General features: G+C 55.4%; 16 protein-coding genes. 8 read left to right on the forward strand and 8 right to left on the reverse strand.

The window, feature by feature from the left end:
* Nucleotides 1–11 precede the first annotated feature (11 nt).
* Together ACMTNU_RS07995 and ACMTNU_RS08000 are read left to right on the forward strand one after the other, a co-directional pair.
* Nucleotides 12–815: a metal ABC transporter permease gene (locus ACMTNU_RS07995; protein WP_413934708.1), complete on the forward strand. Its 804-nt coding sequence runs from the start codon at nt 12–14 to the stop codon at nt 813–815.
* Nucleotides 816–986: 171 nt separating this feature from the next.
* A complete protein-coding gene (locus tag ACMTNU_RS08000) occupies nt 987–1,616 on the forward strand; it encodes an outer membrane beta-barrel protein (RefSeq protein ID WP_413934709.1) in 630 nt (209 codons plus the stop codon).
* 79 nt (nt 1,617–1,695) lie between these two features.
* Here ACMTNU_RS08000 and ACMTNU_RS08005 read toward each other — a convergent pair whose 3' ends face one another.
* A complete protein-coding gene (locus tag ACMTNU_RS08005) occupies nt 1,696–2,127 on the reverse strand; it encodes a GNAT family N-acetyltransferase (RefSeq protein WP_413934710.1) in 432 nt (143 codons plus the stop codon).
* A gap of 49 nt (nt 2,128–2,176) precedes the next feature.
* Here ACMTNU_RS08005 and ACMTNU_RS08010 point away from each other — a divergent pair, with 49 nt between their 5' ends.
* Nucleotides 2,177–2,356 carry a hypothetical protein gene (locus tag ACMTNU_RS08010; RefSeq protein ID WP_413934711.1) on the forward strand — a complete coding sequence of 60 codons (180 nt, stop codon included), beginning with the start codon at nt 2,177–2,179 and terminating at the stop codon, nt 2,354–2,356.
* Between the two features lie 94 nt (nt 2,357–2,450).
* On the opposite strand, the gene ACMTNU_RS08015 is transcribed toward ACMTNU_RS08010, so the two are convergent.
* From ACMTNU_RS08015 to atpH, 7 genes are all read right to left on the reverse strand, one after another.
* Nucleotides 2,451–2,873, reverse strand: a complete 423-nt coding sequence (locus ACMTNU_RS08015; RefSeq protein WP_413934712.1) for a hypothetical protein — start codon at nt 2,871–2,873, stop codon at nt 2,451–2,453.
* Nucleotides 2,867–3,871: an RluA family pseudouridine synthase gene (locus ACMTNU_RS08020; protein ID WP_413934713.1), complete on the reverse strand. Its 1,005-nt coding sequence runs from the start codon at nt 3,869–3,871 to the stop codon at nt 2,867–2,869. The genes ACMTNU_RS08015 and ACMTNU_RS08020 overlap by 7 nt, the downstream gene beginning before the upstream one ends.
* A gap of 135 nt (nt 3,872–4,006) precedes the next feature.
* The gene (locus ACMTNU_RS08025; protein ID WP_413934714.1) at nt 4,007–4,429 is read right to left on the reverse strand and encodes a F0F1 ATP synthase subunit epsilon; all 423 of its coding nucleotides are present in this window, start codon (nt 4,427–4,429) and stop codon (nt 4,007–4,009) included.
* A gap of 95 nt (nt 4,430–4,524) precedes the next feature.
* Nucleotides 4,525–5,967 (reverse strand): F0F1 ATP synthase subunit beta, encoded by a 1,443-nt coding sequence (gene atpD, locus ACMTNU_RS08030; protein WP_413934715.1) that lies wholly within the window; start codon nt 5,965–5,967, stop codon nt 4,525–4,527.
* A 104-nt stretch (nt 5,968–6,071) separates the two neighbouring features.
* Nucleotides 6,072–6,950 carry an ATP synthase F1 subunit gamma gene (gene atpG / locus ACMTNU_RS08035; RefSeq protein WP_413934716.1) on the reverse strand — a complete coding sequence of 293 codons (879 nt, stop codon included), beginning with the start codon at nt 6,948–6,950 and terminating at the stop codon, nt 6,072–6,074.
* Between the two features lie 82 nt (nt 6,951–7,032).
* On the reverse strand, nt 7,033–8,550 hold the full coding sequence (gene atpA / locus ACMTNU_RS08040) for a F0F1 ATP synthase subunit alpha (protein ID WP_413934717.1): 1,518 nt from the start codon (nt 8,548–8,550) through the stop codon (nt 7,033–7,035).
* Between the two features lie 11 nt (nt 8,551–8,561).
* Entirely contained in the window at nt 8,562–9,101 is a 540-nt protein-coding gene (atpH, locus tag ACMTNU_RS08045; RefSeq protein WP_413934718.1) for an ATP synthase F1 subunit delta, read from the reverse strand.
* A 250-nt stretch (nt 9,102–9,351) separates the two neighbouring features.
* Here atpH and ACMTNU_RS08050 point away from each other — a divergent pair, with 250 nt between their 5' ends.
* The 5 genes from ACMTNU_RS08050 to ACMTNU_RS08070 all read left to right on the forward strand — a co-directional run bounded on the left by ACMTNU_RS08050 (nt 9,352) and on the right by ACMTNU_RS08070 (nt 13,480).
* Nucleotides 9,352–10,443, forward strand: a complete 1,092-nt coding sequence (locus ACMTNU_RS08050; RefSeq protein ID WP_413934719.1) for a HEAT repeat domain-containing protein — start codon at nt 9,352–9,354, stop codon at nt 10,441–10,443.
* 109 nt (nt 10,444–10,552) lie between these two features.
* Nucleotides 10,553–10,768, forward strand: a complete 216-nt coding sequence (locus tag ACMTNU_RS08055) for a DUF2442 domain-containing protein (RefSeq protein WP_413934720.1) — start codon at nt 10,553–10,555, stop codon at nt 10,766–10,768.
* A 690-nt stretch (nt 10,769–11,458) separates the two neighbouring features.
* On the forward strand, nt 11,459–12,745 hold the full coding sequence (locus ACMTNU_RS08060; RefSeq protein ID WP_413934721.1) for a DUF2130 domain-containing protein: 1,287 nt from the start codon (nt 11,459–11,461) through the stop codon (nt 12,743–12,745).
* A 69-nt stretch (nt 12,746–12,814) separates the two neighbouring features.
* Nucleotides 12,815–13,000, forward strand: coding sequence for a hypothetical protein (locus ACMTNU_RS08065; RefSeq protein ID WP_413934722.1), 186 nt, complete (start codon nt 12,815–12,817; stop codon nt 12,998–13,000).
* Nucleotides 13,001–13,168: 168 nt separating this feature from the next.
* Nucleotides 13,169–13,480 carry a DUF2442 domain-containing protein gene (locus tag ACMTNU_RS08070; protein WP_413934723.1) on the forward strand — a complete coding sequence of 104 codons (312 nt, stop codon included), beginning with the start codon at nt 13,169–13,171 and terminating at the stop codon, nt 13,478–13,480.
* Nucleotides 13,481–13,587: the final 107 nt, after the last annotated feature.

A 13,587-nucleotide genomic window follows, 5' to 3' on the forward strand; every position in this document is an offset into this window, starting at 1 on the left:
CCTATGACTTCATGCAACGCTCTCTCCTCGCTGCGGCAATGGTCGGTGGGCTCTGTTCGATCATCGGTGTGTTTGTTGTCCTACGGGGACTCGCCTTCGTCGGTGCCGGAACATCCCACGCTGCCTTTGCAGGGGTGGCACTAGGCTATTTGATGGGCTGGCCACCACTGCTCCTAGCGATTGTATTTGGTTTGGCGACAGTCTGGATCACCGGCTGGGTTGAGGAACGAGGCCGGATGAAACTCGATGTCTCCATCGGGATTCTCTATACGATGACCATGGCACTAGGCATCCTCTTTATCGGACTGATGAAGAGCTACAATGCCGAGGTCTATGGATATCTCTTCGGCAGCGTGCTCTCCGTCACACCCGAAGAGCTGCGTATCATCGGTGCGTTGAGCGTGCTGGTGTTGAGCGTGCTGCTCCTGTTTGCCAAAGAACTTTATTTCATTGCGTTCGATCAGGAAATGGCCGAAGCTTCCGGCGTTCCGGCTCGGCAGATGTTTTTTCTGTTGCTGACGCTCGTTGCGCTCACCGTCGTGGTGTCGCTCAAGACAGTGGGGGCCATTCTCGTCTTTGCCATGATTCTGATTCCGGCTTCGACGGCCTATCAACTCACACATAGCCTGAGGACCTTAACCCTGTATTCTGCAGGCTTCGGAATCACAACCTCGGTCCTAGGAGTCTTGATTTCCGCCATCTGGGACGTTCCCTCAGGGCCGGCGATTGTGCTGCTGGCGACCGCCATATTCTTTGCGGCGGTTCTCTTCTCACCTAAGCGAGTAAGACGCACCGAAATCGTTCACTCTCATTAGCCACCGTGTTAAGCTCTATGAAGTACTGCCATCATCACTGGATGGTATGCCGAGTTGTCCAAAGCATTGGATCGTAGTCGTCTCGACAGTGTCATCAACACCAGGAGTGACGGGCCTTCTCGGCTTGGCAGCTCAAGGGGTTTCCTTACACCAGGGATACGGAGGTGTGGTATGCGTGGGCAATGGGTCAAAGAGCTCGTGGCTGCCGTGCTGTTCATTGTGTTGTTCTCACTGTTTCCCTTTTCCACGACCGCTTCCGCACAAGAGTTTGGAGGAATTGAGGCCGGCAGGGTGGTACTTGGCGTTCGTGCCGGATTCGCACCACTGACTCAACAGCTGTCGCAAGAGACCTCTACTTCAATTGGTCCGCTGGTGAACTTCCAAGCGATGTACAGCCTCAATACCTGGTTCTTGGTGGGCATGATGCTCGAATGGGAGCGCCATGGAGTGAGCGTGGAACAGCCGGACGTGGACCTTGGGCACCAGGACACGGTTTCAGTTCTACCGACTATTGAAATACGCCCAGCCAGATCAGGTTCGCTCAGCCCCTATGTGAATATGAGCTTCGGCGTCAACGTGAACAGCTTTGGCGAGGAGACCGCAGTTCGGATTAGCCCAAGTAATACCTTCGCCTGGCGATTGGGATGGGGCACTGATTACAAACTCAACGAACGGTTCGCCCTTAACGTGGAATGGGCCTACAAACGCAACGATGGGCATACAACTGGCACCGGTGGCCGGAACAACGACTGGAACGCCTCTTCGTTTGGGTTCTTGTTTGGCGGGAAGATGTTCTTCTAAGCGTGAAACAAGACCGAAGCTGACGGCAGGATCTTCACTCATCACCGAGTAAGAGACCGCACATTGTTATCGGTGGTTCTTACTCAGATCGGCTGTTCTTGCTTCGGCTCCAGACCATACCAGTCTGCTCTTTGGAACTGAAGCCGAGTCGCTCATAGAAACCTGGGCGTCTGGTACAAAGCCAAACCAGTTCAACCCGTTGCAGTTGAGGGTGATGAAGAATCCGTTTGACGATCTCTGTGCCAATCCCCTGCCCTTGATAGGCCCGATCGACAATCACATCCCAAATCGTCGCCCGATAGACAAAATCCGTGAGGACGCGTCCAAATCCAATCAGTCGCTCGCTATCCCGGGCACAAATCGCGAGATCCGTATGCTCAAGCATTTCCTTGGCGTCAGCCAGGGTCCGATCCTTCGCCCATGGAGCCTGACGAAAGAGTCCTAGAAGCTGAGACACTTCAGGAAGTTCATGATGAGAATAGGTAACAGCAGGCTTGAGGGTTGGAGGCATCTTATACTACAGTATCCCTCGGATTGATCTGGAGTGTACGAGGAAACCAATGTCAACGCAAGTCCGTACCTGTTCCAAATGCTTCCAACTCATGTGGTTACGAGCGGAAGAGTACGAGATACTCGACGCTGAAACGGTTCGCGCGAAGTGTCCTCACTGCGGGACCCTTGCGCGATTCAAGCTGGTCACGACCGGATCCAATGCGTTAGGACCAAAGATGGGGCACTAGCCACGTCTACGAGTGTTGAGTCGCGAGTGTTGAGGGATGAGCTGAGCTTCTCGGAAGAACGAAGAACTCAGTACCCATCACTCACCACTGTCCCCTACGAGCCTCTACCCGTTTCTGCTAATTCCGGCTGATTCCCGGGAAGCACTTTCCGGAGGGCAACGCGGTATTCCGTGAGTCGCTTCTCGTCCACTCGTCCGACTTCAATCTCTGTATCCCGTTGCATGCGTTCGAGCTGGTCGATGACGGTCAGGAGCGCTTGGACGGTGCCGATCAGATTGCCTTGCTCGAAGGCTTCCAAAGAACAGACCAAGGATTCATTGAGGCCCTTGTAGGGAGTGCCCGCACTTTGACGTTGTGTTCGTGTGACGATCACCTCATAACTGTCCATCGCCTCCGCAGAAGGTTTTACGCCGGACGGTACGGCCTTCAGATGCACGATGGAGGGTAGCGTCGCGGCATAAGCTTTGACATGGGCGGTGAGACCACCGATGGCATCCAATACCTCTGCCGTCAGCATGGCTCCTCATCGGCTGTTCCTACAGGCATGGCACCAGCAGGCATTTGATCCCCCGGTGCAATCAGCTGCTCGAACGCATGAACCACGCGCTCCATATCGGCAGGGAACGGTCTCGTGAATTCCTCTCTGGTGGCTGCAGTGGGATGGGCAAAGCCCAGCGTCCTGGCATGAAGCATCACCCGTGGGATCTCAATGTCCGCCAGGGCCATCACTTTGTTGCCGCCATAGGTGCGATCGCCCAGAATGGGATGACCCAGTGAGGTCAGATGCACCCGCAACTGGTGCGTCCTTCCGGTTTGCGGATAGAGCAAGACATGTGCGGCCATCTTACCATACCGTCGGGTCACCACATATTCGGTGACAGAATCCTTGGGACTCGTCGTTCGTGATGAGAACTTCTTTCGGTCTTTACTATCTCGCCCAATGGCCAGATCAATCACTCCTCGTCCCTTTTTGGGAACCCCCCAGACCAGCGCTTCATAGACTCTGGTAATCGTGTGGAGTTTGAACTGAGCTGCAAGGGCCCGATGGGCAGTATCAGTCTTCGTGATTACCATGACGCCAGAGGTTTCCTTGTCCAGACGATGCACCAGCCCGGGGCGTTCCTTTCCACCGATTGTTGAAATCGTCCCACCCGAGGTTTGGAAGTGGTGCAACAGCGCATTCACCAGCGTCCCGCTCCAATTCCCCGGCGCGGGATGGACCACGATACCGGGCGGCTTATTCAGGACCAGAAGGGACTCATCCTCGAACATGACCTCAAGTGGAATGGCCTCTCCTTTGATGGCAAGCGGTTCCGGTTTCGGGACATCCATGGTGATCCTGTCCCCGGGTTTGATCTTGTGGCTCGGCTTCACAGCCTGGTCATTGACCCGTATCCGACCCAATTCAATCAACCGCTGCAACGCCGACCGGGAGGTGTCCCGCTCGCGGCCGACGAGGAAAACATCCAGCCGCTTCGGCTGTTCTCCTGCCGTAATGAGAAATTCCGTGATCATATCGCTTGCCAGCTTATGGGATGCGACATGTTTTCAGCTGAAGCCTCGCTCAGCAAGATGGGTAACGCTGGCCCTGCCCCGTGGTCAGAGGATAAGAAGAATGGATAGAAGAAGGCGTAGGGTGAAACCGTGAGATTAGGCGTGGCTTGCTTTTCTGGCACGCTCGGCAATTTTTTTGCGCAGGCGAGCCTTTTCAAGACTCACCTGGGCTTCTTTGACCTCGGAAGGCAAGCCGCCGGCCTGAAGTCGACGCTCGGCTTCAGCCACCTTGGCGGCGGCCCGCTCCACATCAATATCTTCGGCTTTCTCAGCAACCTCCGCCATGATGGTGACTTTGGTCGGGGTGACTTCCGCAAATCCCCACAGCACCGCCATCGAATGCGTCTCATGATCGACCCGATAGCGAAGCTCACCGATCTTGAGGGTCGAGAGGAAATGACAGTGGCCCGGCAGCACCCCAAATTCTCCCTCTGAACCAGGCGCAATCACTTCGTCCACCTGCTGACTCAACAGGAGCTTTTCCGGCGTCACAACTTCTAATAAGAACTTCCCTGGCATGTATTCCTCGTGAAATGTGAAAAGTTAGAGGTAAAAGGTGACTTCCCGAAACCTCTGCTACTTCGTTTCACCTTTCACTGTTTACTTTTCACTCCCTATACCTTCACTCCCATCTTTTCCGCTTTCGCAATGGCTTCCTCGATAGGCCCGACCATGTAAAATGCCTGCTCCGGCAGGTGGTCGTACTTGCCGTCAAGGATCTCCTTAAAGCTTCGAACCGTATCCTTGAGCTTCACGTACTTACCAGGCGCGCCGGTGAAGGCTTCGGCCACGTGGAAGGGTTGCGAGAGGAAGCGTTGGATCTTTCTCGCACGCGCCACGGCCATCTTGTCGTCTTCCGACAACTCATCCATCCCGAGGATCGCAATGATATCCTGAAGATCCTTATAACGCTGTAGGACGGATTGAACACCGCGGGCGACCTTGTAATGTTCCTCGCCGATGACCTGAGGATCAAGAATACGCGACGTGGAGTCCAAGGGGTCAACCGCCGGGTAGATGCCCAACTCAGCCAACTGTCTGGACAACACCGTGGTCGCGTCCAAGTGGGCAAAGGCCGTGGCCGGAGCCGGGTCGGTGAGGTCGTCGGCCGGCACATAGACGGCCTGAACGGAGGTAATCGAACCTCGCTTGGTGGAGGTAATCCGTTCTTGCAGCGCACCCATCTCGGTGGAGAGGGTCGGTTGATACCCGACCGCTGAGGGCATACGACCGAGCAATGCGGACACTTCAGACCCAGCCTGCGTGAACCGGAAAATGTTGTCGACAAAGAGCAGCACGTCTTGATTCTCTTCATCACGGAAAAACTCGGCGACGGCCAAACCGGTCAAGGCCACGCGCAACCGAGCTCCCGGAGGCTCGTTCATCTGTCCATAGACCAGCGCCGCTTTGGACTTGGTGAAATCGTCAGGATCGATGACCTTCGACTCTTGCATTTCGTGCCAGAGATCGTTCCCTTCACGGGTCCGCTCACCGACGCCGGCGAACACGGAAAACCCGCCGTGATGCAAAGCGATGTTATTGATGAGCTCCATGATGATGACGGTCTTTCCGACACCGGCACCACCGAAGAGTCCGACTTTTCCACCCTTGCTGTACGGCTCGAGAAGATCCACCACCTTGATACCCGTTTCCAGTACCTCAGTCTTTGTCTCTTGATCTTCAAGCTTAGGAGCAGGACGGTGGATCGGGTACATCTTCTTCGACTTGATCGGACCCTTTTCATCGACCGGTTCACCGAGCACGTTGATGAGGCGACCGAGCGTTTCACGACCGACTGGGACTGAGATCGGAGCCCCTGTGTCCTGAACCTCCATCCCACGCGTGAGACCGTCGGTGGAGGACATCGCCACCCCGCGCACCCGATTTTCACCGAGATGCTGAGCCACTTCGAGGGTAATCTTGACCGCCGGCTTGCCCGCCGCTTTATTCTCGTCTTGCGTGACGTTGATCGCATTGTAAATGTTGGGCAGTTGGCCGGGAGGAAACTCCACGTCCACGACCGGTCCGATGACTTGAATCACTTTTCCTGTACTCACGAGTTCACCCCTTTTGCTCAAGTGCTGAGCCCTGAGTGTGCAGTGCTGAGAGAAGATGATTGATGCGACTCAGCACTCGATACCCAACACTCAGAACTAGTTTCTTACTTCAATGCTTCGGCACCGCCGACAATATCCATCAACTCTTTCGTAATCGCCGCTTGCCTGGTTTTGTTGTAATACAATGTGACTTTCTTGATGAGTTGCCCCGCGTTGCGCGTAGCCCCGTCCATCGCGGCCATGCGCGCCCCATGCTCGGCTGCTGCAGACTCCAACAAAATCCGGTAGGCCTGTATCTGAAAATGCTTCGGGATCAAGGCAGCCAACAACTCCGCCTCTTCCGGCTCGTAGAGATAGCTCCCGCTCAGAGGGCCTTCAGTGGACGCCGCGCTGAATTCCTCTTGGGCGTCGATCGGGAAGAGCTTTTCGACAATCACCCGCTGCTGAATGGCCGACTTGAATTCATTGTACACGACGTAGAGTTCGTCGTAGGTGCCTTTGACAAAATTATCCGTAAGGTCGCCGCCGATATCGATGGCATGCTCGAACGTTAACTTATCGAAGACACCGGTCCATTCTTGTCGAATCGGCCATGCACGGCGACGAAAGTAGTCGCGTCCCTTGCGACCGATGATGCTCAAGTTCACTTGCAGCCCTCGGGCTTCACACTGCCGAACGAATTCGGAACTCTTGCGTGCGATATTGCCGTTGAAGCCGCCACAGAGCCCTCGGTCGCTCGTCACCACAAGCACTTCGACCTTCTTCCCTTCACGCTTCTGCAAAAGAGGATGAGAAGAGCGGTTCACACGCTGACTCAGGTTACTCAGCACTCCACGCATTTTATGCGCATAGGGGCGCGCGGCTAAAATGCGGTCCTGAGACCGTTTCAGCTTGGCCGCAGCCACCATCTTCATGGCTTTGGTAATCTTCTGGGTATTCTTAAAGGCTGAAATCTTACGGCGTAAACTTTGTAAACTTGGCATGTTCTTCGTATCTCGTCGTTCGTCGTTCGTATCTCGCGTTCGGACGCTTCACGCGTCACGAGAAACGACCATACGTGCGTAGCTACTTGGCTCCGTATCCCATCTTTTGCTTGAAGGTCGAGATAATCTCTTTCAACCGGCCACCGACCTTGTCGTCGATCTTGCTGATCGTTGTCACTTCCTTCTTCAGATCCGGATGATTCTGTTGAATGTAATGCAAGAGATCCGCCTCAAACTGCTGAACCTTGTCCACCGCCACGTCGTCCAGGAATCCTTGCGTACCGGCGTAGATGGAGAGCACCTGATCCGCGACCGGCATCGGTTTATATTGCCCCTGCTTGAGCAACTCCACCATGCGTACGCCACGAGCCAACTGCAGCTGCGTTGCCTTGTCGAGCTCGCTTCCAAACTGGGCAAACGCCGCCATTTCACGATATTGAGCCAAGTCCAACCGGAGCGTACCGGCCACCTGTTTCATCGTTTTAATCTGAGCGGATCCGCCGACGCGGGAGACCGAGAGTCCGACGTTGATCGCCGGGCGGATACCGGAATAGAACAGATCGCTTCCAAGGTAGATCTGCCCGTCCGTGATCGAGATGACGTTCGTGGGAATATAGGCCGACACGTCACCGGCTTGCGTTTCAATGATCGGCAAGGCAGTAAGGCTTCCTCCCCCGAGTTTTTCGCTGAGTTTCGCTGCCCGTTCAAGCAAGCGTGAGTGGAGATAAAACACATCGCCCGGATAGGCTTCGCGTCCCGGAGGCCGGCGAAGCAAGAGCGAGAGCTGGCGATAGGCCACGGCATGCTTCGACAAATCGTCGTAGACGATCAACGCATGCTTGCCGTTATCGCGGAAGTATTCTCCGATGGCCGCACCGGCGAACGGGGCCAGAAACTGCATCGGGGCCGGGTCGCTGGCGCTCGCCGACACGACCATGCTGTACTCCATCGCATGGTTTTCTTCCAGCGTCTTCACCACGCGGGCCACTGTTGATCGCTTCTGACCGACGGCCACGTAAATACAGAAAACGCCCAGACCCTTTTGATTGATAATCGTATCCACCGCAATCGCCGTCTTGCCGGTCTGGCGGTCACCGATGATTAACTCACGCTGACCACGGCCGATCGGAATCATGGCGTCGATGGCCTTGATGCCGGTCTGCAGAGGCTCTCGGACGGATTGCCGCGTATTCACACCGGGGGCCACCACCTCGATCCGGGAATGATGCGGGGATTGGATCGGCCCCTTGCCGTCGATCGGCTGACCGATGGCATTGACGACACGACCGACGAGCGCTTCGCCGACCGGAATTTCCGCGATGCGACCGGTGCGCTTGACCGGGTCGCCTTCCTTGATGCCGACGTCGTCACCCATCAACACGGCCCCGACATTGTCTTCTTCCAGGTTGAGCGCGATGCCATAGAGTCCACCAGGGAACTCCAGCATCTCTCCGGCCATGGCCCCATCCAGACCGTAGACCTTGGCAATACCGTCGCCGACCTGAATGACCGAGCCCGTTTCCTTGACATCGACCTGCTTGTCGAAGCCTTTGATTTTTTCCTTGATGATCGCACTGATTTCTTCGGCCCTGATCTGCATGACGACTCCTTTTATTCTCGTGTCAACGCCACGTGCAGGTCGCGCAGGCGACCCTGGACGGTGCTGTCGACCACCGTGCTGCCGATGCGGATCTGCAGCCCGGCAAGATGACTCGCGTCGGTCTGAAACGTGACATCCACTTCGCGTTTGAGTGTGTCCCGCAGCCGCGCTTTAATCCGATCCTGTTCCGTACTGGGCAGTGCCATTGCGGACGACACCGTCACCGCCTGAGTACCCTTTGCCTGATCCACTAATTTTCCAAACGCCACGGCAATCTCAGGCAAGAACCCGATCCGGCTCTTCTTCACCAATTGTCCAAGAAATGCCTGACCGGCCTGTGGACATCCTAATTTTTCAGCCAGCCCCTGCAACACCGAGATCTTTTCCTCCACACTGAACGCGGGTGACGCCACGACATGTCGAAGCTGGTCAGACTCCTTTAGAGCCTGCCCCAGGCTATCGAGAGCATTCCGCGTCACTTCGATGCTGGATTGGTCAAGAAGTTCGAAGAGGGCCTGTGCGTAACGTCGCGCAACTGTTGTTTTAATCACCGTTCTCGACTCACTTACATTATGTAGACGGACCTGAAAGTTTCGTGAAAGTCACGAAGCAGAGCTCGCGAAGGTAGCATTGGGAATGACGGACTGTCAATATCACTTTCTCCGCAATGAATATCGACAGACACCGTCGGAGGAGCTTGCGGGTGTATACTACAATTCAGTCGACAAAAAGTTCCGGCGCGCCCTGTCAGCGCCTCATACCACCTGAACTAGGTGGCACGAGCGGGAGTGGAGTGAAGAGATGCGTTATCCATTCCGTATGGTTGTCGTACCAATACTCTTCTCCATTTTTGCATTGAGTCTGCTTGCGTCTCCCGGGTTGGCCTACCGTGAGTACTTTACACCGGAACAACGGGTTCAACTGGAGAAAATCCAGACCGTCTTCGTCGACGTGCTGGCCCTCACGGACAAGGGCACGACGGACTCCGCCCCCCTCGTCGACACCGTCGCGCAACGGCTGGCCGAAGCCGGATACAAGGCCGTTCGAAGTTCTGAGCAAGCTCATGACGTCGTCCTTCGCGTGAAATGCGAACAACGCAAGACCTGGGAAGGCACGGCCGTGACAGGGGGAGATGCCGACCTGCCCGATGCCCCATCTCGGCTCTGGAAAGGCCCCGCCTGTCAGCTGACCTACCTGCTCGGAGGCATGAAGATTAAGTGGCAAAAGGAAGTGCGCACGGAGTTCCAGGATGCCGTGGCTGCCGCCCAAGCGGCACAAGCCCCGGATGCCGGCCGGCACGCAATGACGAAGCTCCAGGAAGCCTTGGAGAAGTATGAGTTCCCCCTGTTGCTGGCGGCGGAATGGGGTCACTCGGATCGGCTACTCAAGTTGCTCGACTCGTCAGATACTACTCAAGCCAGGAAGCTGAAAATTATCGCGCTTCTGGGAGACATGCAGGCCGATGAAGCGATGCCGAAGCTGAAGGAAGCGCTCAAAGACCGCGATCTGGCCAGGCAAGCGCTCTCCGCAATTGGCAACCTCGGCAGAGACGGCATCCCGCTGCTCGTTGAGCTGATGAACACCTCTCCCCAGCTGGAGGTGCAGACCGCGGCAGCAAAATCCTTAGGCCAACTCGGAGGCCTCCATGGGGACGCATCGGTCGTCCTGCCGTTACTAGCGAAGCTGCAAGACCCCAAGACGGACTGGACTGTCTTGACCGAAGTCGCTTGGGCCCTCGGCAAGATCCCCGACAAGCGGTCGATCCAACCTCTCTATGATCTGGACAAGAAACTACAGGCCATTCGAGATCCGGACAATATGACGCTGAAGAAGCTCAAAGAAGCGGTGTTCTGGTCGATCAAGCAATGCGACACGTGGGATCAGTACAGCTGAGCCTACATGCCTTGCGTCCCTGACTGGCAACAAGTAGATTTGCCGGTACTGGGAATCTCACGGCGGAACATGCGCTGTACCAGTACGAAGTGAGGCCATGGTGCGCCGGATGAACATTTCGGGAGCTGAGGTCACCAACATCTCGAAGCATGGCTTCTGGGTCTTACTGACCGACCAAGAGCTCTTTGTCGCCTTCAAGGCCTTTCCCTGGTTCAAAGGCGCTTCGGTAGAAGAGATCATCAACGTCGAATGGCCGCAACTACATCACCTCTTATTGGCCCACTCTCGATATCGACCTTGCTGTGGCGTCCATTCAATCCCCTGAAAAGTTCCCCCTCGTCTCCAAAGTCTCCCGGAAGACAAAGGCCTCAAGTCGGCGAACAAAGCTGACACGCGTCTAACCAGGAAGGCGAGTGCGATATGTGGGATCAGTATAGCTGAGCTTACCTGTTGCAATTTCTCCAATGGCAACGACTAGATCCAGCAAACGAGTGACGGTTCGATAAGCCGAAGATCTGGGGCACGCGCTGGGTTTGTCCGCGGCGGATAACGCTGAAATGGAATTTCGGTCGGAACTCACCGTCGCCTGGCCAAAATCATTCAAGCCGGTCGGCTGATCCATCTAGCGATTGCAAACGGGAATACCCACGGGGTCTCGACCGATGTGCTGATTCGGGTCCTGGCCGCGACCGGTCATCGGGCAGAAGTCCGGGTCAAAAAGGCAGCAGCCTAATCCGATAATCTGCCGATGGAAGGACGCAACAAGCTCGCCGTCATTCCGGTGGAGCGGACCGAAGAAGTCCTACTGGCGGCCTCAAGCAGGACATCCCCACCGCCTCACCGACTGAACGGGATAAACTGTGAGCGACTGAGACGCCTCGCAGCCGTACTGGCCTAACTGAAAATTTATCGTAGCGACACTCCCCTTGAGCTTCCCTCTTTGTGTAATCTTGCTTTCTACTCCCCAGAGGGGTAGGACAGTGGCCATCCAAGCTACTAGCCGGAGCAGGACTTCATGACAGAACCAACGATCATCTGCCCAAACTGCAAAACAGAGATCAAGCTGACCGAATCCCTTGCCGCGCCCTTGATCGAATCAACGCGTCGCGACTACGAAAAGCGACTCGCGCTCAAGGATTCAGACATAGCCAAAAAGGAAGAAGTGCTGCGCGAGCGAGAAGAAGCGGTCACGAAGGCTAAGCAGGCCATCGACGATCAGGTTGCCGAGAAGCTCGTAGTGGAACGGACAAGAATTGCCAGCGAGGAATCCAAGAAGGCGAAACTGGCCCTGCAATCAGATATCGATCAAAAGGCACGAGAATTGACCGAACTCCAAGAGGTCCTTACCCAGCGCGATATCAAACTCGCCGAGGCTCAGAAAGCACAGGCCGATCTGATCCGACAAAAACGCGAGTTGGATGATGCCAAACGCGAGCTGGAACTCACGGTCGAAAAGCGGGTGCAGGATGGATTGCTGGCTACCCGCGAACAGGCGAAAAAAGAGGCAGAAGAGAGCCTGAAGCTCAAGGTGCTGGAGAAGGAACAAACTATCGCCTCCATGCAGACCCAGATCGAAGAACTCAAACGCAGGGCGGAACAGGGATCGCAGCAACTCCAAGGCGAGGTCCAGGAACTCGAGCTGGAAGCTGTGCTCAGGACCAAGTTTCCGAGAGACACGGTCGAGCCTGTCCCCAAAGGTGAATTCGGCGGCGATGCCCTCCAGCGGGTCATGGGTCCTCTCGGTCAGCTCTGTGGAACCATCTTATGGGAATCCAAGCGAACCAAGAATTGGAGTGATGGCTGGTTGGTCAAGCTCCGGGACGACCAGCGAACGGCGAAAGCAGACATTGCTATTATCGTCAGCCAGACTCTTCCCAAGGACGTCGAGTCTTTTGACTTGGTCGATGGAATCTGGGTCACGAATGCAAAGTCCGTGTTCTCCCTGGCAGTCGCTCTCCGCCATTCCTTAATCGAACTCGCCTCAGCCCGGCAGGCACTTGATGGCCAACAGACCAAGACCGAAATGGTCTACCAGTATCTCACCGGACCACGGTTCCGCCATCGAGTCGAAGCCATCGTTGAGGCGTTCTCGTCCATGCAGGAAGATCTGGATAGAGAGAAAAAGGCCATCACGAAACAATGGGCCAAACGAGAGGAACAGATCGAACGGGTCATGCAAGCGACTGTTGGCATGTATGGGGACTTACAAGCGATTGCCGGAAAATCGCTCCAAGAAATAGAAGGGCTCGAACTCACAGCATTGGAGTCCAAAAACCCAGCTCAACAAATGTTCCCTGAGTAAAGCATCAACAGCGATGCGTCTGGGGTCCTACCGCTGCTCGCAAAGCTTCAAAATTCAAAGACCGACTGGATGATCTTGACGGAGATTGCGTCGGCGTTCGGCAAGATTCCCGATAAGCGCTCGATCCAACCACTCTACGACCTGGACAAAAAACTCCAGGCCATTCGCGATCCCGACAACATGACACTCAAGAAACTGAAAGAGGCCGTCTTCTGGTCCATCAAGCAGTGCGACACCTGGGATCAGTACAGCTGAGCTTGCATGCCTTGCGTCCCTAACTGGCAACAGGTAGACTTGCTACTGCTGAGAATCTAACTGCGGAACATGTGCCGTACCGGTACGAAATGAGGCCATGATACGCGGGCTTCGGAATGTCTACCACACAGCTCCGTTCGGCCAAGGCCATCATCGAGGAGCGCAAAGGTGAAATCTGCAACGCTTGGGAAGAACATTTCGGGAGCTGAGGTCACCAACATCTCGAAGCATGGCTTCTGGGTCTTACTGACCGACCAAGAGCTCTTTGTCGCATTCAAGGCCTTTCCCTGGTTCAAAGGCGCTTCGGTAGAAGAAATCATCAACGTCGAATGGCCACAACCACATCACCTCTATTGGCCCGCTCTCGATATCGATCTTGCTGTCGCGTCTATTCAATCCCCTGAGAAGTTCCCCCTCGTCTCCAAAGTCTCACGAAAGACAAAGTTATCCAGTCGGCGAACAAAGCTGACACGCGTCTAACCAGGAAGGCGACCAGCTCGATATGACGTGGTATTGAGGCCTTCGATGACACCCTGGAATGGCTTGACGATCACAGATTGACAGTGAGACGCAGGAAACCAGAAATG

It is taken from the genome of Nitrospira sp. BLG_1 (genome assembly GCF_047338595.1).
Classification (GTDB): Bacteria; Nitrospirota; Nitrospiria; order Nitrospirales; family Nitrospiraceae; genus Nitrospira_D.

Coding starts and splice junctions, on each gene's coding strand:
- ACMTNU_RS08065 (WP_413934722.1), top strand. CDS start 12,815: ATGATCTTGACGGAGATTGCGTCGGCGTTCGGCAAGATTCCCGATAAG.
- ACMTNU_RS08020 (WP_413934713.1), bottom strand. CDS start 3,871: ATGATCACGGAATTTCTCATTACGGCAGGAGAACAGCCGAAGCGGCTG.
- ACMTNU_RS08050 (WP_413934719.1), top strand. CDS start 9,352: ATGCGTTATCCATTCCGTATGGTTGTCGTACCAATACTCTTCTCCATT.
- ACMTNU_RS08000 (WP_413934709.1), top strand. CDS start 987: ATGCGTGGGCAATGGGTCAAAGAGCTCGTGGCTGCCGTGCTGTTCATT.
- ACMTNU_RS08005 (WP_413934710.1), bottom strand. CDS start 2,127: ATGCCTCCAACCCTCAAGCCTGCTGTTACCTATTCTCATCATGAACTT.
- ACMTNU_RS08015 (WP_413934712.1), bottom strand. CDS start 2,873: ATGCTGACGGCAGAGGTATTGGATGCCATCGGTGGTCTCACCGCCCAT.
- ACMTNU_RS08060 (WP_413934721.1), top strand. CDS start 11,459: ATGACAGAACCAACGATCATCTGCCCAAACTGCAAAACAGAGATCAAG.
- atpG (WP_413934716.1), bottom strand. CDS start 6,950: ATGCCAAGTTTACAAAGTTTACGCCGTAAGATTTCAGCCTTTAAGAAT.
- ACMTNU_RS08025 (WP_413934714.1), bottom strand. CDS start 4,429: ATGCCAGGGAAGTTCTTATTAGAAGTTGTGACGCCGGAAAAGCTCCTG.
- ACMTNU_RS07995 (WP_413934708.1), top strand. CDS start 12: ATGCAACGCTCTCTCCTCGCTGCGGCAATGGTCGGTGGGCTCTGTTCG.
- ACMTNU_RS08010 (WP_413934711.1), top strand. CDS start 2,177: ATGTCAACGCAAGTCCGTACCTGTTCCAAATGCTTCCAACTCATGTGG.
- atpA (WP_413934717.1), bottom strand. CDS start 8,550: ATGCAGATCAGGGCCGAAGAAATCAGTGCGATCATCAAGGAAAAAATC.
- ACMTNU_RS08055 (WP_413934720.1), top strand. CDS start 10,553: ATGAACATTTCGGGAGCTGAGGTCACCAACATCTCGAAGCATGGCTTC.